General features: G+C 37.7%; 22 protein-coding genes and 1 pseudogene. 5 read left to right on the top strand and 18 right to left on the bottom strand.

What is annotated here, in order from left to right; genetic code table 11:
* Positions 1 to 174: 174 nt before the first annotated feature.
* The 4 genes from WMO75_RS11575 to WMO75_RS11560 all read right to left on the bottom strand — a co-directional run bounded on the left by WMO75_RS11575 (position 175) and on the right by WMO75_RS11560 (position 2866).
* Positions 175 to 597: a hypothetical protein gene (locus WMO75_RS11575; protein WP_349078053.1), complete on the bottom strand. Its 423-nt coding sequence runs from the start codon at positions 595 to 597 to the stop codon at positions 175 to 177.
* A gap of 482 nt (positions 598 to 1079) precedes the next feature.
* Positions 1080 to 2228 carry an SLC13 family permease gene (locus WMO75_RS11570; RefSeq protein WP_349078052.1) on the bottom strand — a complete coding sequence of 383 codons (1149 nt, stop codon included), beginning with the start codon at positions 2226 to 2228 and terminating at the stop codon, positions 1080 to 1082.
* 179 nt (positions 2229 to 2407) lie between these two features.
* Positions 2408 to 2677 (bottom strand): helix-turn-helix domain-containing protein, encoded by a 270-nt coding sequence (locus WMO75_RS11565; RefSeq protein ID WP_349078051.1) that lies wholly within the window; start codon positions 2675 to 2677, stop codon positions 2408 to 2410.
* A 39-nt stretch (positions 2678 to 2716) separates the two neighbouring features.
* Positions 2717 to 2866 (bottom strand): DNA-binding protein, encoded by a 150-nt coding sequence (locus WMO75_RS11560; protein WP_349078050.1) that lies wholly within the window; start codon positions 2864 to 2866, stop codon positions 2717 to 2719.
* Positions 2867 to 3123: 257 nt separating this feature from the next.
* Here WMO75_RS11560 and WMO75_RS11555 point away from each other — a divergent pair, with 257 nt between their 5' ends.
* Positions 3124 to 3639, top strand: a complete 516-nt coding sequence (locus tag WMO75_RS11555) for a helix-turn-helix domain-containing protein (protein ID WP_118254235.1) — start codon at positions 3124 to 3126, stop codon at positions 3637 to 3639.
* 712 nt (positions 3640 to 4351) lie between these two features.
* Positions 4352 to 5188, top strand: a complete 837-nt coding sequence (locus tag WMO75_RS11545; protein WP_118254240.1) for an AIM24 family protein — start codon at positions 4352 to 4354, stop codon at positions 5186 to 5188.
* A 129-nt stretch (positions 5189 to 5317) separates the two neighbouring features.
* Here the strand turns inward: WMO75_RS11545 and WMO75_RS11540 are convergent, their stop codons facing one another.
* From WMO75_RS11540 to WMO75_RS11480, 13 genes are all read right to left on the bottom strand, one after another.
* The gene (locus WMO75_RS11540; protein ID WP_349078049.1) at positions 5318 to 5935 is read right to left on the bottom strand and encodes a sugar O-acetyltransferase; all 618 of its coding nucleotides are present in this window, start codon (positions 5933 to 5935) and stop codon (positions 5318 to 5320) included.
* A 180-nt stretch (positions 5936 to 6115) separates the two neighbouring features.
* Entirely contained in the window at positions 6116 to 6802 is a 687-nt protein-coding gene (locus WMO75_RS11535; RefSeq protein WP_349078054.1) for an MBL fold metallo-hydrolase, read from the bottom strand.
* Between the two features lie 83 nt (positions 6803 to 6885).
* Positions 6886 to 7104 carry an aspartate dehydrogenase gene (locus tag WMO75_RS11530; protein ID WP_118012734.1) on the bottom strand — a complete coding sequence of 73 codons (219 nt, stop codon included), beginning with the start codon at positions 7102 to 7104 and terminating at the stop codon, positions 6886 to 6888.
* A gap of 40 nt (positions 7105 to 7144) precedes the next feature.
* Positions 7145 to 7615, bottom strand: coding sequence for an LURP-one-related/scramblase family protein (locus tag WMO75_RS11525; protein WP_173907423.1), 471 nt, complete (start codon positions 7613 to 7615; stop codon positions 7145 to 7147).
* A 512-nt stretch (positions 7616 to 8127) separates the two neighbouring features.
* Entirely contained in the window at positions 8128 to 9363 is a 1236-nt protein-coding gene (locus tag WMO75_RS11520; RefSeq protein WP_349078048.1) for a M20 family metallo-hydrolase, read from the bottom strand.
* Positions 9364 to 9499: 136 nt separating this feature from the next.
* Positions 9500 to 10033 (bottom strand): flavodoxin family protein, encoded by a 534-nt coding sequence (locus WMO75_RS11515; RefSeq protein ID WP_118698576.1) that lies wholly within the window; start codon positions 10031 to 10033, stop codon positions 9500 to 9502.
* Positions 10034 to 10083: 50 nt separating this feature from the next.
* Entirely contained in the window at positions 10084 to 10386 is a 303-nt protein-coding gene (locus WMO75_RS11510) for an alpha/beta fold hydrolase (protein ID WP_243111566.1), read from the bottom strand.
* 207 nt (positions 10387 to 10593) lie between these two features.
* On the bottom strand, positions 10594 to 11199 hold the full coding sequence (locus tag WMO75_RS11505; protein WP_118698575.1) for a DUF1349 domain-containing protein: 606 nt from the start codon (positions 11197 to 11199) through the stop codon (positions 10594 to 10596).
* A 117-nt stretch (positions 11200 to 11316) separates the two neighbouring features.
* Complete coding sequence (locus WMO75_RS11500; protein WP_118698574.1) at positions 11317 to 12252, bottom strand: virulence RhuM family protein/type II toxin-antitoxin system death-on-curing family toxin; 936 nt, start codon at positions 12250 to 12252, stop codon at positions 11317 to 11319.
* Between the two features lie 106 nt (positions 12253 to 12358).
* Positions 12359 to 12838 carry a GNAT family N-acetyltransferase gene (locus WMO75_RS11495; RefSeq protein WP_118254256.1) on the bottom strand — a complete coding sequence of 160 codons (480 nt, stop codon included), beginning with the start codon at positions 12836 to 12838 and terminating at the stop codon, positions 12359 to 12361.
* 70 nt (positions 12839 to 12908) lie between these two features.
* The gene (locus WMO75_RS11490) at positions 12909 to 13721 is read right to left on the bottom strand and encodes an alpha/beta fold hydrolase (protein WP_118698573.1); all 813 of its coding nucleotides are present in this window, start codon (positions 13719 to 13721) and stop codon (positions 12909 to 12911) included.
* A gap of 29 nt (positions 13722 to 13750) precedes the next feature.
* On the bottom strand, positions 13751 to 14017 hold the full coding sequence (locus tag WMO75_RS11485; protein WP_349078047.1) for a hypothetical protein: 267 nt from the start codon (positions 14015 to 14017) through the stop codon (positions 13751 to 13753).
* 315 nt (positions 14018 to 14332) lie between these two features.
* Positions 14333 to 14713: a hypothetical protein gene (locus tag WMO75_RS11480; RefSeq protein WP_349078046.1), complete on the bottom strand. Its 381-nt coding sequence runs from the start codon at positions 14711 to 14713 to the stop codon at positions 14333 to 14335.
* Positions 14714 to 14833: 120 nt separating this feature from the next.
* On the opposite strand from WMO75_RS11480, the gene WMO75_RS11475 reads away from it, so the two are divergent.
* The 3 genes and pseudogenes from WMO75_RS11475 (at position 14834) to WMO75_RS11465 (ending at position 17307) form a co-directional block, all read left to right on the top strand.
* A complete protein-coding gene (locus WMO75_RS11475) occupies positions 14834 to 16594 on the top strand; it encodes a diguanylate cyclase domain-containing protein (RefSeq protein ID WP_349078045.1) in 1761 nt (586 codons plus the stop codon).
* A gap of 36 nt (positions 16595 to 16630) precedes the next feature.
* A pseudogene (locus WMO75_RS11470) lies at positions 16631 to 16735 on the top strand (ATP-binding protein); the annotation flags it as partial.
* A gap of 17 nt (positions 16736 to 16752) precedes the next feature.
* Entirely contained in the window at positions 16753 to 17307 is a 555-nt protein-coding gene (locus WMO75_RS11465) for a CpXC domain-containing protein (protein ID WP_118698570.1), read from the top strand.
* Positions 17308 to 17488: 181 nt separating this feature from the next.
* Here WMO75_RS11465 and WMO75_RS11460 read toward each other — a convergent pair whose 3' ends face one another.
* On the bottom strand, positions 17489 to 18325 hold the full coding sequence (locus WMO75_RS11460; RefSeq protein ID WP_118698567.1) for a CPBP family intramembrane glutamic endopeptidase: 837 nt from the start codon (positions 18323 to 18325) through the stop codon (positions 17489 to 17491).
* Between the last annotated feature and the right edge of the window lie 43 nt (positions 18326 to 18368).

The following is an 18368-nucleotide window of genomic DNA, read 5'->3' as shown; positions in this document are numbered from 1 at the left end:
TCCTCACACGACTGAAGTCGTGTGAGGATAGAGTTGTTGATTCACAAAACATAAAAAATAGAGCACATAGATAGATTCTACATGCTCTTACGCTTTATATTCTGTTTTTATATCTTATTCTCTTTAGACGAATTTTTTTGATTCTGTTTATTACACCAGTTTACAACTTTATAATTAATAGACTTGCTGACGAATCAGCTGTTTTAAAGCCTTTGTCATTGCACAATAACAGATATTGATCAGATTTACCAGCATTTCAATACCCTTGCAGCTTCGTACCATATACCTGCAAAGTGACCAGAAGGTTTTCTGCTCATAGTAGCTTGTTTCAATATTCCACCGGAACGAGTACAAAAACAGCGGAATATATTTCATCCTGTTATTCTTCCATACAGGTATGCAAAGCATAATACTTACAAAGCAGTGTCCATTCAGATAATTGGAACCATTATGTGCGGCATGGTCAAAGAGTTTTGAAACATTCTCAAACCGAATTCCGGCCTTTGCTACCATGGTATCATCCACACAAAGAAATATCGGCTGTGTTGCCAGTGAATCCGGTATCATTCTCAAAGCAACTTTAGCTGTGATATTCATAAAGTGGGAATAATCAACTTTTGCATAGGAACATGCGTGGTAAAAGGTATTGAGGGATTTTGTGGTAATCCCAGACAAAAAGTGCTGATATAAAAATCGAATGGAATGTCCAGATTCCAATGTTAGTATTGATAAAACGAGTAAAAACAAAGTATCTGCTGTTGGAGTAGAAAAAGTTTCAAAATAAATCAAAAAATATTTGTGAAGTCTACCAGTCAGAGTCTTTTCGTTGTATAATGTCTTTTTCGTACAGGGTCACTTTCTTTTGTAATGTTTTGGAGCAAACTCATTATACATCAGAAAGCCCTGTACGATATTTTTTTATGAAAAAGTTGTAAAGTGGTGTAAAGATTAATGATCTTTGTATTGGCACCGAAAATATATTTATTTCTCCGCGGCTTTTCTTCCAGGATGGGAAAGTGCCGCGGAGAATTTTTTGCGAAGAAAGAATTGCTATAGCTTTTGTAATTCCGGGAAAACCTTTATCTAAGAAAAAAATACAATATTAACATGAATATTATGAATATAATATTGGAGGCTGTGAATATTCCCAAATACTTCCCTCTCAGATTCCTGTTTTCTTTTGCAATATATTTGAAACTTATCAGGCTTGCCATGGATGCAATCAGAGTGCCGAGACCTCCAATATTGGTTCCGACAATTAAAGCCCGGTAATTATCTGTAAAGCCGGATAAAAGAAGCGCAGCGGGAACATTGCTCATAATCTGACTGGCAAGAACAGCAGTAAGTGTTTCCCTTCCTGCCATGATTCTTTCCAGAAAACTGCTGAATTGCGGAATCCTTCCAAGGTTGCCGATAAAAATAAATAATGCGATAAAGGTGGCAAGCAGGGAGTAATCCACCCTGCTTATATTTTCCCTGTTTCTTAGCAGCATATATATAAGAACCAATACAAGAGGAATCTGGTATGGAATGATACGTGCAACAGTGAACAGGCAGATTGTAAATAAGATCAGGTAAGCGGCCAGGTATTCCATGTTAAGTTCTTTTCTGTCAGAGAATCCCAAAAGAGTTTTATCTTTTTCGGAACCGCATACGTGAGGTGCTTTGGCAGCGGCTACCTGTATCCATATCAGAAGAAGAATAAGTGCTGTGGCGGAATAGGGAAGCATCAGGGTTATTAATTCTGCCGCGGACATCCCTGCTCTGGCATATAGATAAAGGTTCTGCGGATTTCCGATTGGTGTGAGCATGCTTCCGAGATTAGCAGCGATTGTCTGCATGACTACTATTTTAAGAAGCCAGTAATTGCCCAGTTCCTTTGGCAGTTTATGCACAATGATCAGTGCAAGAGGAACAAAAGTAATCAATGCCACATCATTGGTGATCACCATTGACAGGAAGAAACATAAGAGTACCAACAGCCTGATCACACCCACAGTTCCCGATGTTCCCATCAGCAATTTTTTGGCGAGTATATCAAAAACACCAACAGCCTTCAAACCAGCTACAATTGCCATCAAACAGAAGAGGAGCCCGAGAGTCCTGAAATCGATATAAGTAAAATAAGCCTTATCCGGTCTGACCCAGAACATAGAAAGAAGCGCCAGGATCACTGCAATTGACAAAACGGTTTCTTTCCTGAAAAAAACATATAATTTTTGTAACATAATATTTCCTTTCCGGTCTGATACGACCGCGTATAAGTATATCACAGAAACATCCAGAAAAAAAAGAATATCATTTTGTATTGTGGATTTCCAGTTTTATCAACTCTTTTTAAATGATGGGGACGATGCCAGTAGAATAGATTTTTTTATCATCATTGGTAGCCAACTTGGCTACCATTTCACCACATATAACAATCAAACTCTTTCTCTCTGCCTTGCAGCCAACCCTCAAACTCCTGCCTTGGAATGCGAATCGTTTTGCTGCTTTGTACTGCTTCTACTTTTCCTTTTTTAATCCATTTGTGCACAGTTGCCGGATTCACTCCTGCCAGAACTGCTGCCTCATTTACTGTCAGATAAACATCATTTCCTATATTTTTGCTATGACCATCTCGTTCCAGAACCGCTCTTCTATAAGCTTCAATCCTGCGATTATCTTCACCCTTCACTGTCTCTGGTATTTCGTCCGATACGATATGATAATCGTCCTAGCTGCCATACCATTCATAAAAACTCTTCTTTGTCACTCGTCTTCGATCATCAAACTCAATGGTTTTCAGAATCTCTGACTGATTCAGAAGACCATATACGGTAGATCTTGGAACGCCTAATAACCTGGCCATCTCTGGCATAGCCATGGAGCTTTCTACAATGTCACGAACTTTCTCCCGGTCCTCGGCATTTCGGTACTGTTTCTGACTTCGATACCATTTATCAAATGCTTTTTGGGGGTATCATTTCCTCTTTCACTCTTTTTGACTTCATGTTCATTATTGAGCTTGTTGTTAATTGATAATTCAAGTATAATAAACTCTATACGAGAAATGCACGTCTTGCATGAGGACTTAAATATTGATAATCCTCATGTTTAGCGATATACGGGGAGGAAATTCTCATGGGTAAACAATCCACCAGGGAAAACAAAACAATTTACCAGCTTTGCCGAGAAGCGGCAGGACTTACAAGAGCAGAGGCCAGTGAAAAAATGGATGCTGTCTCTGATTCAAAAATTGAAAAATTTGAATATGAAACACAAGAACCTACGCCTTATGATATCCTCCAAATGGCAGATGCCTATAAAAGGCCCGAGCTTTGCAATTATTATTGCTCTCACAAATGCGAAATCGGCTATCGTTATGTTCCTGAAGTAGAAGTAACCGATCTGTCAAATATCATTTTGGAGACAATTGCCAGTTTAAATGAAATCAATCCTCTTACTGGTCGTCTGATCCAGATTGCCCGTGACGGTAAGATCAGCGATGATGAAATGAAAGATTTCGCTTATATCAGTAAAAAACTTGATGAAATTTCTTTAGCCATAGACTCTTTGAATCTTTGGGTAGATAAGACCGCCGGAGAACAGGGGCTTAATCTTGATCTCTTAAATGCCGAAAAAGAAAAATTAAAATAATCCATGACGCAACAAAAGGCAATGAACCATTTCTGACTCATTGCCTTTTCCTTTACATACGCTGTAATTGATTGACTATACTTTCTGTTTTCTTCCTCCTGATCCATTATGAATGTGACGTCACCAATGCTATAATGCCACCAATAATCAATAATGGAAAAGCAATGTACATCAGTCCACCTATAACCATACCAATCAATATCACCGGAAAGAAAATAACTGTACAAAGTAGTTTCATAATTCCCCAGGACGCTTTTAATCCAAATATAAAAAATTTTCCAACAAACCAAATTATACAAATTGTAAATAATAACGATAACATTTTTTACTCCTTCTAACATGTGTCTTTCATTTTTTCTGTTCTTTTTCTGCTAGATATTCAGATGTGTTCTTTATACCAAGTTTATTACTGAACGTCGGATTTTTCTCCATCTTTTCTATTATCCGGATTAATCGAATTCTCTGTGCTGCTTCCATCTGATCACCCCATTTACATTCTGCTTTTTTGTTGATATTGTCACTATAACAAATTTATTTTTCACAATACACATCCACCATGAGGAATTGCATCTTTATATTTCTCAAATTTTGAGAATTCTCTCTTTATAATTCTCTATACAAAGTATATATCTATCTATGTTGTTTCTATTATAATAAACATATCCGAGTAACACTATGAATTATTATTAAAGGTAAAGGAGTCAGTAGTAATATGCGAATTGAAAATTTACAAAATGAAAACAGAAAATATGCAAAAAGCATCGGAAACTTCCATGTGCTTGAATATGTGCAGGATGCCAGCGTTTCACCTATGAATGCAATGAATGAGTATTTCATGAGTAAAATGAATGTCAGAAGAAGACAGGTTGTTATTGATATTGATAAAGACCATTCAGCTGTTATCCAGGCTGGTTCCATGCAGTGGATGGGTGGTAATGTACAAGCCACGTCTGGTGTAAAAGGTATCGGAGATTTCCTTGGAAAGGCACTCAAGGGTGCGGTTACAAAAGAAACCGCAGTTAAACCAGAATATGTTGGTGAAGGCTGTCTGGTACTGGAACCGACATATAAATACATTATTCTTGCAGATGTTGGCAAGTGGGGATCGGCCGGAATGACAATTGAAGATGGCATGTTCCTGGCTTGTGATGCAAATGTAAAAAGTAAAGTTGTAGCCAGAAAGAACCTTTCATCAGCAGTATTAGGTAGCGAAGGCCTGTTTAATCTGAGTTTACAGGGAAATGGTGTAGCTGCACTGGAGTCTAATGTTCCCGAAGATGAATTGATTGAAGTTATATTGGAAAATGATGAACTGAAAATTGATGGAAACCTTGCCGTATGCTGGTCATCAAACCTTGAATTTACCGTAGAACGATCAACCAAAACACTTGTCGGATCTGCAGTTAGCGGAGAGGGTCTGGTAAATGTTTACCGCGGAACAGGACGGGTACTGATGTGTCCGGTCGCACCGACAACTTCCTTGTTTGAGTCCACCAACACCATGACAGCAAAGGCTGCAGCTAAATCCAGCAATACATTTGGAAAATAAGCATAAAATACATTCCCTTGTAACCAACGAACGCCGGTATAGGATTATAAAAATCCTGTATCGGCGTTATTAATTGATCGTTTTATTTTTCTTTATTAAAATAAACCTCTCGTCATCTCGGCAAATTTTTCAATTCTTTTCAATTCCATCTAGCATATGATCTTTCTCAGTTATTTTTCGAATGACCCGGCATGGATTTCCAACTGCCAAACTATACGGCGGAATATCTTTTGTTACAACACTTCCTACACCAATTACACACCCTTCTCCTATGGTGACACCACCGCAAACAACCACATTGGATGCCAGCCAGCAATTATCTTTTATAGTTATTGGTTTCGCATATTCAAGATTATAAAAGCTGCCATCTTCTCTCATCCTGATATTGCGTTCTTCAGGTAATAATGGATGCATAGGAGTTGCCAATGTAACATTTGGACCAATCATCACATTATCGCCTATATGTATTTCACATACATCTAAACATGTAAAATTAAAATTTGCAGAACTGAATTTTCCAAAGAACGTATTACATCCATAATCAAAATAAACAGGTGCCTGTAAATAGGGGAGTTCCTCTGTTGCTGTCAATAATTCCCTCAATATCTGTGCTTGTTCTTCTTGGTCATCTTCATCTGTCAAATTGTATTTTCTTGCTAATTTACGTGCATTCACGCGTAATTGTTCCAATTCTTTATCTGTTGGATCGTACAACTCTCCACTTAGCATTTTTTCTCTTTCAGTCATTTCCGATAGCCTCCTAATTCCGATTAGCGTATCAAATCATTTTCTTCATTCTATCACAGCCTCTATTATTCCACCATCAATCTTTCAAACCAGGTATCCATAGCAAGGATGAACTGACCTACATCTCCTTGACAAACTTGTTTGGAGAGGCTACGATACGCCCTGTGATCGCACTAAACTTCATAATTCTTCTCCTTTTGCACATTCTGTGTTTTTAATACGTGATTTATATTGCGGATATTCCGTAATAAACCGCTTAATTACATTGGCATCATTCCAGTAATGCATTGGAAAAATGACATTGCAATCTACATTTTTAAGGAAATACAGGATCCCGTCGGCATAGTGATTTCCCTGTCTCGGATCTAAAGGGACAAATGCAGCATCAAAATGCATACCCTTGATTTTCTTGATCTCCGCACGATATGCTGAAGTAAGTCTCTGGTTATCGGCTTTTGGCTCACCATCCCAATACCAGTCATTTAAGTCACCAGCATGATAAATGGTGCCTTCCTTTGTTTTGACAATAAATGCTACACCACTATCGTTAGATAGCAATGTATCGACTTGGGTGCCATTATCCAGATTATAAGTCTGATCATGATAAACATATGTGATCTTCATATCTGACAAATGTTTTCTTTTGCGTATATCTTTCGCCAAAATTGCCTGATATGTCATGCTCATGTCATCAAGGATCTCAAAAATCACAGGATTAAAATGATCCTTATGAAAATGACTGCAAAAAACAATTACTTCTTTTTTCTTGTCAAGAAGTGGTAATTCACCCTTATAATAGTCAAAAATATAGTAGCAATCTTTAGTTTCAATTAAAAATCCACTGTGGTTAATGTAAGTAATTTTCATCATATCACCTTTATAAAATAACTCCGTTTTCCCTATAAGCTTACAGACGAATACCTGGCGTTCATCCACGACCCAGAAGATGTCTAATATTCTTTTGCAATTTCCTCTGTTATCTCATATATCTCTTTGAATCTTTCTAGGTCCTCCGGCGATCTGATCAGCATGATTTCTTCGATTTTTCCGGTCCGTATGTCTTTGAATCCTGCTACTTCTTCCCCGGTACAAATGCTTGCACGAATAACTGGTTTCATATGTTCTCGGTCATATGTTTTTTTCACGATTTTCTTTTTGAATAATCCCATGCTTCATCCTCCGAATAATTACAGTAACAAGATCAACTATTTAATTTCTGGAACATTTTTCTGCATCGATTGCCAGTACAAACATCAGCGCATCCAATGCATTTCCTGGATCCTGCACATCAATAACATATGTATCAGTCATATGAAACAGTTCTTTACTAACCCGTGCAATTGAATAACCGCTTTGATCAAGAATGCTATAGTCCCATTCCATAATGGTTCCATCAATATGCCATCCATTGTAATCAATATTATAATGTGGCGTCAGGAATGAGAATTCTTTGCTCAGGCATCCGATATAACTGCCGTTTTTATAAATTTCAAATTTAGGAAGAAAAGTAAGTACTTTCTGAACAACCATTCCTACTTCATTTCCATAGGCATCATAAATTACAAGTTTATGTCCCCAGGACAACTGGCCTTTTACTACATAAACAGTGTTGCCTGCTTCATCATAGATATCATAGCTGTCAAACCATGAAAACAGCCTTTGTTTAAACAATAACTTCATAACTTTTCACCGCTCTCTCCAACAGATATAATTGGTTCTTTATAAGTATCATAATACCATGCCGGAACACCTTAAAAAATATGTAAATTGAAGAATTAACCTATCTTATTTCACAGATTATGATAAAACATAGATTTCCGGCTATAAATCTCTACTCGTTCCCCAAAAGGTACAAAAAAGACCATTTACTGTTTTACGGTAAATAGTCTTTACATTTCAATATTCAATTTATATCATACTGAGCCACTTGTCGTCCCTGCAAATTTGAATTTGTCTGGCTCTTTACATAAATGGAGTTTCATTTTCACATCAGTCATACAGATTATCTCTTCAAATTTTATACATTCTGATTTGAATTTTTAGAACCAGTTATAAAATATTGTTCTTCGGGGTTATTACAATCTATTTCAAACAGCCGATCTAATTCATAGTTGTTTAAATATGCCGTTTTACTTATATTGGACGAGCCAATAATTACAAAGGCTTTATTATCATTAGCAATGTAATAAAACTTACCATGATAAAAAGGGTTGAGCTGATAATTCTTTTAACACGTCACAAAGCAGTTCAAAACCGGTCTGTATATCCGCTACAGCGGTGGCTTCTGCCGGATTATGGCTGATACCTCCGATACTCGGCACGAAGATCATCGCGGTCGGGAAATGCTTTCCGAATACCATCGAGTCGTGTCCGGCGCCGCTGTTCATATGCTTATACGCGAGATGTCTCTCTTCACAGTGCCGCTCGATCACCCGAATCACGTTCGGATCCATCCGTACGGACTCCAGCCAGTCATTCTGTCGAAGCCGGGTCTGAAAGCCCTTGCGTTCGATGGATTCCAGTACACGTTTCAGAAGAACCACATCTTGAAGCAGTTCCTCATTGCTACCATCGCGCAGATCGATGAGCAGATTCACTCGATCTGCAATGACATTCTGCATTCCAGGAAATACCTGTATCGCGCCATAGGTAAGGGTGGCAGAAGGAGCCTGCGCCATCATCTGACGGGTAGACTCTGTGATAAATTCCGCAGCAGCTACCACAGGATCGTGCCGTAAAGACATCGAGGTGGTACCTGCATGGTTCTGGCTTCCCTGAATGGTCAGCTCATAGTTGACGATACCGACGATACTGTCCACAATACCGATCTGCTTCTGCTCGCTTTCAAGCACCGGTCCCTGTTCGATATGCAGTTCTACGATTGCTCGAATATCGTCACGTTTCACGTTTTTCAGTGCTTCCGTCTGATACCCGGCAGATACCAGTGCTTCACGAAGTGTGACGCCATCACGGCTGAGCTCCTCGAGATCCTCTTCTTTCAGCGTGCCACAGATTGCGCGGCTCCCCTGACAGCCGGATGGAAAACGACTGCCCTCTTCCTCCATCAGACCACCCACTTCCAGGCTGTGTTTCGGAACGAAGCCCGACTGTTTGAGGTATCCCAGCGCTGCCACACCGGTCACAACGCCCAGTGCGCCATCATATTTTCCACCGTTCTTTACGGTATCCAGGTGGGATCCCGTCAGTATGGTTCCAGGTTCTGTCCCCGGAAGCCGTCCATACACGTTACCGATCGCGTCCTCTCTGTATTCAAGCCCCAGATCCTCGATCCACTCACGCAGGATGTTCTTCGCGATTTTGTCTTCCAGAGTATACGCTGCACGCCAGATCTCTCCGTCGATGCGCGTCGCATCGGCTAGCTGACACAGCATTTCTTCGATTCTTACTCCCGCTTCGTTTTTCATCATAAATGTCACCTCATTTCATAGTTTGTTTTCTTTCAATATTTCTCCGTATTCTTCTCCTGCGCGACCTCCCATTGCGTATAATCAGGTATGGCATTCCTCACTTAAAGAACTCGGTCAATTTCGATTGTTCAACAGCTTAAATGGCATATCCCATATCGTAGGCTTTTTGGAAAACACTTTGATTCTTGACCAATCCAGCATCCATCACGTTTGTTGCATATATCTTTCCTGCAATCTTGTATTCTTCCAGATGCTCTACAAAACCATTCAGATCACCAAGCGATCTTTCAATAATGTCCTCACCCAGACCAGCTGATATAATATAGTAAACTTCTTTTTTACCAAGATGCTGCCAGATTGGATAAGTACGGTCAATAAAAGTCTTCATCTGGGCACTGATTCCATAAAAATAAACCGGAGTAGCCAGTACAAGTACATCTGCTTTTTGAAACATTTTAAGTATCTCAGCCATATCATCTTTTAATACACAGGTACCGCCATTTCTCATACAACCGTCACAGGCCCTGCAAAAACCTATATTCTGCTCCATGATACGCACTATTTTTACCTGATGCCCTTTTGCTTCTGCACCTTTTTTAAACTGCTCACATAAGATTTGTGAATTTCCTTTTTTTCTTGGTGAGCTTGAAATAATCAGTATATTTTTCATTAGTTTTTCTCCTCTCCCACTTTTCAATTCAAATAACTTTAGGTTGCCTCTCATAAAATATTCGAAAAAAACTCTTCTAGTAAACTATTGATCATCTCCAGTTTATCTGTATTAGAATTATGACCGGCCCCTTCAATCCACTTTAAAGGAATTTCCGTTTTTCGCTGCCATTCTCTGTTATACCTCATGCATGAACCGGCATGATCCTTTGTACCACATATCAACAGGGAAGGACATCTGATTTCATATGGCAGATCCTTTTCCATTGCCTCTGCCAGAATACGAAATCCATGCCCGGCAATTTGAGCATAACGATGCTGATTACCATCATAGACCAGCATCATTTCCTTCATCAGGTTTCTGCCATAATTAGAAGTTGCAACTCCCTCAGTTCCGGATTTCAAAAGCCACTTCCATGGATAATGTGCATAGACCTGGTAAAAATACAAGCGTCGTTGTATCCAAACTCAGATTATTTGACCAATAGTGAATTGTTCCGCAAGGAGTTTGATATGTACTTTCCTATTTTCATATTGGTTTTTTATATCAAATACAGTCCGCTACATCTCATCCGGCTTTTGACCATCGTGGGCTTTCCATTGACACTCCGTCAATTTCATATTTGTAAATACCGCTTTAAACGATGAATCTTCCGGACTGCATGCATAAATTCCAAATTTGATTTTTCCTGCACCAGCCCACATATGACAAATCCTCATTTGCTTAAACCGTATTCCATCCTCAGAACATTCAATGCAATAATCATCTTCACGTCTACTGAGACGATACCACATAGATTTAATCTCTGCATCAATTTCCGTAGTTGCCCAATCTGAATATCCATTGTTTGTCACAACACTTCCCAGGTGCTGAAAATAGTCATTCTCATATTCTATAGAACCTTTCAACCAATTCTCACTGTCAAGATACATAACCACACCGCACTGATCAAAGCGATGATGGCTTTCCTTAAAATCAGTTTTCACTATAAATGAAAAAAACTTTTCCTCTGTTTCTATCTGCAGAACCGGAGCATTATCATTGCGGAAATGATAGTAAGTTCTTTGCCACAAATCAGTTCCAGGCTGTGTAATAATCTCAATTTTGTCATCTGTCAGCGTGTAATCATCAGGTTCTCTCGTCCACTTAAAATCTTTTATATTCATCTCATTATCCCTCCAAATCTCGATTGTTATAATCTTTTTCAACTCCACCTTCTTGCCCTTCGGACAAGAAGTATCCCTCGCTCAAAGAGTTCGGTCAATTCCGATTCGAAATCAAATTTACATTATTAGCAAATTCATCACCAAATTAACCATAATATCTTTCTCCTTTGGATCTGACTCTGCAATCATTAATGTTATTGCTACTAATGCACCATCACTTACCCTTTTTTGATCAGCTTTGTAAAGTATATTATTTCGAGCCAAAAATTCCAAAAATAACGATGCAGCAATTCTCTTGCATCCATCAGCATAAGGATGATCTTTTATCATAAAATACAAAAGATTGGCTGCTTTCTCTTCTAAGGAAGGATAAACATCTCCTCCAAAAACATTTTGATAAACTGCTGCAAGAATACCTTCAACTTTTCCCTTTTCTTTCTCAATCCCAAAGACATCCGAGTGAAATGAATCTTCCATTGCATTCACCATATTTCGGCAATCTTCATATGTAATTCTATAGATAGCCTTGCTTCCAGTAGGCTTTTTAAGTGATTGATGATCATACTGATCTAACAACATCAAAGCATTTGTATATAAGCTAACAGCTTTCAACACCTCTGCTTCATCTACTTCCAAAGTGCATGCAAGCATTTTTGTTTGGATATTTATTGTTCGTTGTAAAGCTTCTAATCTTTTTTCATTGATTGCATACCCCTGTATGATATACTGTTTTAGAACACTATTAACCCATTTTCTAAATTCTACTCCTCGATTAGATTTCACTCTATAGCCTATAGAAATAATCATATCTAAATTATAATGTTCAACTTGATACACTTTTCCATCTGAAGCAGTTGTCGCAAAATTTGCGACAACTGAATTATCCAACTCTTCTTTTAATGCATTATTAATATGTTTCCCAATTGTCTTTACATCTCTTCCAAACAATTCGGCTAACTGTTTTCTATTAAGCCATACAGTATTATTTTTTATAGGCACAGTTAACTTTATTTCTTTATCGGCAGTTTCAAACAAAATTAATTCATTCTCCATGTTTGCTTTCCCTTCTGAAAATACAAAAAAATGCCAACAGTTAAAACGAATTCAATAATAAATTTTCTATAATTTAGTCCTACAAACTTGAAGTTATCGGCCTGCTTTACAGTTCATAATAATACAGACAGATATTTTGATAGGTTCCATCTTTCATACGAAAACCTTTCGGTACCACTCCAATCTTCGCAAACCCCAGTCGTTCGTACAAATGACGCGCATGAAGATTGTTTTCCACTACAGCATTGAATTGCAAAATTCCAAAGCCATGCTGCTTTGCTTGTGTAAGACAATCAGTTACTAATTTTTCACCGATATGCTCGCCGCGGTAATCTGTAGCAACAGCGTAACTCGCATTTGCAATATGCCCGCAGCGACCGATATTGTTTGGATGCAGGATATAGAGCCCCACGATTTTTCCGTTGTCATCTGCAACACCACAATATGTCTGTGCTGCAAAAAAGTCAGCACCCGTTTTATCATTCAAAAAATCTTCTTGTGGAAAAGCCTCACCATCTTCTACAACTTTATTCCAGATATAAACCATTGCAGAAATGTCTTTTTCCATATACTTTCTGATTTCCATAATCTTTCCTCCAACTTCCGATTTGTTTATTGTCCTTTTATAACGGTTGACCAATTGTTTTCAATAGTCTTTATATGTTTGAAAGGAATTCTTCTATTAAACTATTTATCATCTCCGGTTTATCTGTATTAGAATTATGACCGGCCCCTTCAATCCACTTTAAAGGAATTTTCGTTTTTCGATGCCATTCTCTGTTATACCTTATGCATGAGCCGGCATGATCCTTTGTACCACATATCAACAGGGAAGGAGATTTGATTTCATATGGCAGATCCTTTTCCATTGCCTCTGCCAGAATACGAAACCCATGCCCGGCAATTTGGGCATAACGATGCTGATCACCATCATAGACTAGCATCATTTCCTTCATCAGATTTCTGCCATAATTAGAAGCTGCAACTCCCTCAGTTCCGGATTTCAAAAGCAACTTCCATGGGTAATGTGCATATACTGGTTCCATTCTTTTCAGAAGCCAGATCTCCACTGCTGTCACATAGTTTCTCTGGAGCGGTGCTGAATCAATGGAAATAAAACCTGCCAGCCGGTCAGGATACAATTGTGCATAAGCCTGTCCCACATATCCTCCCATTGATTGACCGATTATAATTGGTTTTATGATTTCTTCTTTTTCAAGAATCCCATTCAGCCATTTTGCCTTATCAAACAGATCAAATTCAAACCGAAACGGCCAGGAAGAGGCATGAGCCGGTGCATCCCATACAATAATATTATATTTTTCCACGAAATACTCAACCTGTTTATCAAACAGTCTATGGTCAGCAGTCAACCCCGGAAGAAATACAAGCGTCGTTGTATCCAAACTCAGAATACTTAACCAATAATGAATCGTTCCACAAGGAGTTTGATATATACTTTCCTTCACAAGTTCACCTCCACAATTTCCTTGTATTATTATTTCCCGTAGTTCTCCTCCCAGTAATCATACGCATCATCATATCCGCCATCATAATTTCCTCCACCGAATTCCTCAGCCCAGTCATCGGCGAAATCATCCGGATCATCATAATTATAAACATCATAAGAATTGCTGTATGTATTGTATGAACGCGATGGAGTACTCTTTTTTCCAGAAGAATAACTTCTTTGGGATTTACTGGAATAGCTGTTACTCGTACTGTTTTTTCTTTGAGAATTTTCATATGCTCTTTCTCTTTTCATCGCCTCTTCATAAATACTGTTAATATGCTCCATGCAATAGTTTGTTCCCCAATCTTTTTTGTTCCAGCATCCCGGTTCATCACAGTAAAGATCCACTATCTTCAATGTAATTATGATTATCAGCTCAACACTAATGATTACTGTCGCTATGATTTTAAAAGTCTTTGAATAAAAAAAATCCGGCAGTCACATATCTCTTCTCCTTTATCTCCTTTATCTAATTCTGATGTTATCAGTTTACGTCAAATAGCAGTGCATAAATCCGCACAACCAACGGATTTTCCAGAACTAGTAGTTCTAAAGTATACTTCGTTTTCACGACATCATTTCTAATACAGATTTTACCGTACTTTTTAATTTCAGTCCATCCTTTATACCCAAGCGATAGAAAAACTCTTCTGTCTCTGCTCCGCTGGCAAATATTTCATCGCAATACTTCGTAAGCACTTCCTCTTGTTCCGGAGACAGTGTTTCCAAAAGCTTCTGGTATTCCTTCTCTATATTTTCATTATATGGCCGTGTATCTTGATTTGATTTCCATTCAGAATATGCTTTGCTCATACGATTGGAGATCATCTTATCAACAGACTCCTCTACGTCTTTTGACACCTTTGAGGGAGACTCTTGCTTTTGAACTTTTTCGTTCTTCGCTTTTTCAAGTGTTGACTCGTCAATATAGTGAATAATTTCTCTCAAATTTGACTTCATATGGATTATGCACAGTTCGTTTTTTTCATAAAACCTATTCTGTTTTTCGACTTCTGTGCTATAATGCTTTATTATAAAAATTCCCATGGACAAAACGAGGTGAACCAAGTGAAAAAACAAACACTTGTGCCTCTTATCACTTTTTTACTGGGCATATGCCTTATTAGTTTGATTGTATACAAAACAGACACCCACGAAAAAGAGCAGAGACACATAACAGCACAATTAAACGTAGCCACCTATGGCGAACAAATAAAGAATGAAATTACAAATGGAATTGAGATCACAGATACCTTGAAGCAAATCTTAATAAGTGAAGATGGCGAAATCCATCAGTTTGAAACAATTGCAGGAAATCTTATGTCTGATTCTATTGAAAGTGTACAGCTCGCTCCTAATGGTGCTGTTACAGATATTTATCCGGCTAATGAAAATGAGGCAGGTAAGATTGATTTGATCCATGATAAAGACCGCGGAAAAATTTCCTGTTACGCAAGAGACAACCATACAATCATTACGCAGGGCCCCTTCAAATTAAAACAGGGAGGATATGGAATTGCAGTCCGCAATCCCGTATACCTAAAAGATAAAAACGGACATGAGTATTTCTGGGGATTTACTATTGTTATCCTGCGTGTTCCGGATATTTTTTCAGATTCAATCAGTGCACTTTCAAATTTTGGATACGAATACAAAATTTCAAAAACAGACGCTCCATGGAGTGATACTTATAAAGTGGTTTATCAATCAGATGGGCAAATAAATCGTCCTGTTTCTTATACCTTTACAATAGGAGACGAAAACTGGAAATTTGAAGTAACTCCTAAAAGTGGATGGAGAAATGCCACATTACTGATAATCATCATCGGAATTTTTCTTACAATAAGCCTTCTCCTGTCAGTTCTTACCAGAGTATGGTTAGTAGCAAAAGAACATAAGAAAAAGTTTCAGATACTGGCGCGCACAGATTCTCTTACAAATATTTATAACCGCTATGGATTTGATGAATTTGCAGAAAAAATGATTCAAAAAAACCCAAAAACACATTTTGTGGCTGCGCTCCTTGATATCGATGATTTCAAGTTTATTAATGATATCTATGGACATAATTACGGAGACAGGGCACTAAAGAATCTTGCAGACAGCATGAAGACTTTTTTCCCATCCGATGCATTACTTGGAAGAAATGGTGGTGACGAATTCTGCATTCTTTTACCAAATTGTACCTTTGCAGAAGCAGCTATACAGCTGCAGAAATTCACTAAACTTCCTAAATCATTCTCATACCATGGTAAGGAACATGCATTTTATATTTCTCTAGGATATGCAGAATATCCAACATTTGCATCCAATCGTTCACAACTCATGCGCTGCGCAGATGCCGCTCTTTATGAAATAAAACTTCATGGAAAAAATGGATGTATGGTCTACAGAGAAGGACTTCGGTCAGGTGCCCGCAAACAACTTGGATTCGCATTCAAGGATATCTCTGAACATCTTCCAGGTGCATTCATCATATACAGAGCTGACAAAGAAGATGATGAACTATTTTTTGCAAATGATGAATTTCTTCATATGTCCGGATATAAAGATATAGATGAACTGTTCAGACTTACTGAGAAAAGTTTTCGCAACTTGATTCGTGAAGATGAACAGCAACAGATAGAATCAAGTATCTGGGAACAGATTGACAACGGCAATGAAAATGACTATATTCACTTTCATCTTCGAAAAGCTGACGGAACTTATTTTTCTGTTCTTGATCATGGAAGAATTGTAGATAGCCCGCAATACGGGAAAGTATTTTATGTATTGTTCATGGATTGGGAAGATATGCATATTCGTTACAATGATAAATTCGCAAGATAAAATATTGCAAAAAACAGAGCGTATAATCTATTTTCATATAATGTTTATGTCAGCAAGCTCTATCAAAAGGAAATCGACTTTGTTGCTCAGAGAAGCAACGAGAAGTTTTATATTCAGATCAGCGACAACATTTCCGGGCAGTAAACATTTGAGAGAGAATGCTTTCCTCGGCTTCAGATTCGAGATGCTTCCTTTATACCTGTCCAAGCTGTGGAGAGACCTTTCGTTTAAACTACTCTACACTCTATCACCAGATGGAAGATCTTATCATGATTTATCTGGTTTCTGAATCAGAAGTGGCCGAAACATATGATTTGTTTTATGGAGAACATGCTATGGCTGATTTTCGTACCGAAAAGTACTTAAACCGGATTGTAACGCCTGCAAATCAGCTCGTTGAAAAGATACAGATTTTTGATGCTGGTAAGGATGACAGGATAATGGAACTTGTTAAATTACTTGCGGCAGATTCTATTCTTAAAAATGATCCTGATAAAGAATTTGATGAACTGTGCTTTGCTGTCGACAACGACGGAACAAATATTCTTGTAATCATTAATAAGGGTGAGATTACTGGTGCAGTTGACATTGACAATATGTATGAATTTGCTTCTTCACACTGCGATGATTTCAAGGATCTCCGCGATGATGAGGATATTGTTATCAATCAGGAGTGGATCCTTAACAAACTTTCTGAAAATGAAAATGAATAATATATTTGGTGGCTACACCCCCAAGCCTCTGTTGAATCAATAACGCTGGTACTGGATATCAAAATCCCGCACCGGCGTTATTGATTGTAATTATCTTACATTGACAAAATGATAGATTGTCAGCTCTGCAAACTGGAATTTGACAAGTACCTTATAGCTTCATATTTTCAAACCTATTATATCAATTTTTTCTTGATTTAATCATAAAAAATGCTATACCAGCAACTATTATGTATCCGAACAATGAAATAACAGATGATTCAATTCCAAACTCACCACCTGTGATGGCGAAATCTTTTGAATTAAGTACATATGTCATTACAGAATATTTATCCATTTTTTCCCCAATGGCTAATCCTCCACCAATAATCACAACGTTCCAGATAGCATGAACTATTCCACTATTCCAAACTGAACCACTTTCTATTGCAATCATCGAAAACATAACGCCTACCATCGTTCCGGCGATAATTACTAATAAACAACTGCCTATTGAAAAATTCTGTCCAAGAACATGTACAATACCAAATAACATTGATGGAACAATTACAGCCACCTTAATATTCCATCTCTTCTTTAATGCATTAAGTATAACTCCTCTAAACACCATTTCTTCAACAAATCCAGCCGCTATTCCGGTAAATGCAACCCCTGCACTTAAAGTATTGAACATCTGATTTCCATTCATATTTGAGGATACATACTTACCGTTGAATATTAAAAGATAACTTCCTTTTATAACAAATGGTAATAATACAGCTATCAAAATCCATCTTATTTTAATAGCAAATTTAGGCATTCCGAAATCCGAAGTCGGCAATTTAATAATTTTGCTAATAAACATTTTCAGAATAAGATATGTCAATCCAGCATATATAATTCCAGCGATAATATTACAAATGCCAGTTGGAATTTTTATTATAACAAACATACTTGCAATGGATTGTGCAATAATCTGTGTAATTATTAAAATAAATATGGCAACAAATGATGTGCTAATTGCTTTTTTTGTACTCATTTTATTTCTCCTTTATAACTTTCAATTTGCACTTCAAATCGTT

Source organism: Blautia intestinihominis (assembly GCF_040096655.1).
Taxonomy (GTDB): Bacteria; Bacillota; Clostridia; order Lachnospirales; family Lachnospiraceae; genus Blautia_A; species Blautia_A intestinihominis.
Note: the sequence above shows the minus strand (reverse complement) of the source record. Positions and strands in the feature narration are given on the sequence as shown.

Coding starts and splice junctions, on each gene's coding strand:
- WMO75_RS11575 (WP_349078053.1), bottom strand. CDS start 597: ATGAATATCACAGCTAAAGTTGCTTTGAGAATGATACCGGATTCACTG.
- WMO75_RS11570 (WP_349078052.1), bottom strand. CDS start 2,228: ATGTTACAAAAATTATATGTTTTTTTCAGGAAAGAAACCGTTTTGTCA.
- WMO75_RS11560 (WP_349078050.1), bottom strand. CDS start 2,866: ATGGCTATGCCAGAGATGGCCAGGTTATTAGGCGTTCCAAGATCTACC.
- WMO75_RS11555 (WP_118254235.1), top strand. CDS start 3,124: ATGGGTAAACAATCCACCAGGGAAAACAAAACAATTTACCAGCTTTGC.
- WMO75_RS11545 (WP_118254240.1), top strand. CDS start 4,352: ATGCGAATTGAAAATTTACAAAATGAAAACAGAAAATATGCAAAAAGC.
- WMO75_RS11540 (WP_349078049.1), bottom strand. CDS start 5,935: ATGACTGAAAGAGAAAAAATGCTAAGTGGAGAGTTGTACGATCCAACA.
- WMO75_RS11535 (WP_349078054.1), bottom strand. CDS start 6,802: ATGAAAATTACTTACATTAACCACAGTGGATTTTTAATTGAAACTAAA.
- WMO75_RS11530 (WP_118012734.1), bottom strand. CDS start 7,104: ATGGGATTATTCAAAAAGAAAATCGTGAAAAAAACATATGACCGAGAA.
- WMO75_RS11525 (WP_173907423.1), bottom strand. CDS start 7,615: ATGAAGTTATTGTTTAAACAAAGGCTGTTTTCATGGTTTGACAGCTAT.
- WMO75_RS11520 (WP_349078048.1), bottom strand. CDS start 9,363: ATGATGAAAAACGAAGCGGGAGTAAGAATCGAAGAAATGCTGTGTCAG.
- WMO75_RS11515 (WP_118698576.1), bottom strand. CDS start 10,033: ATGAAAAATATACTGATTATTTCAAGCTCACCAAGAAAAAAAGGAAAT.
- WMO75_RS11510 (WP_243111566.1), bottom strand. CDS start 10,386: ATGAAGGAAATGATGCTGGTCTATGATGGTAATCAGCATCGTTATGCT.
- WMO75_RS11505 (WP_118698575.1), bottom strand. CDS start 11,199: ATGAATATAAAAGATTTTAAGTGGACGAGAGAACCTGATGATTACACG.
- WMO75_RS11500 (WP_118698574.1), bottom strand. CDS start 12,252: ATGGAGAATGAATTAATTTTGTTTGAAACTGCCGATAAAGAAATAAAG.
- WMO75_RS11495 (WP_118254256.1), bottom strand. CDS start 12,838: ATGGAAATCAGAAAGTATATGGAAAAAGACATTTCTGCAATGGTTTAT.
- WMO75_RS11485 (WP_349078047.1), bottom strand. CDS start 14,017: ATGAAAAGAGAAAGAGCATATGAAAATTCTCAAAGAAAAAACAGTACG.
- WMO75_RS11465 (WP_118698570.1), top strand. CDS start 16,753: ATGCTTTCCTCGGCTTCAGATTCGAGATGCTTCCTTTATACCTGTCCA.
- WMO75_RS11460 (WP_118698567.1), bottom strand. CDS start 18,325: ATGAGTACAAAAAAAGCAATTAGCACATCATTTGTTGCCATATTTATT.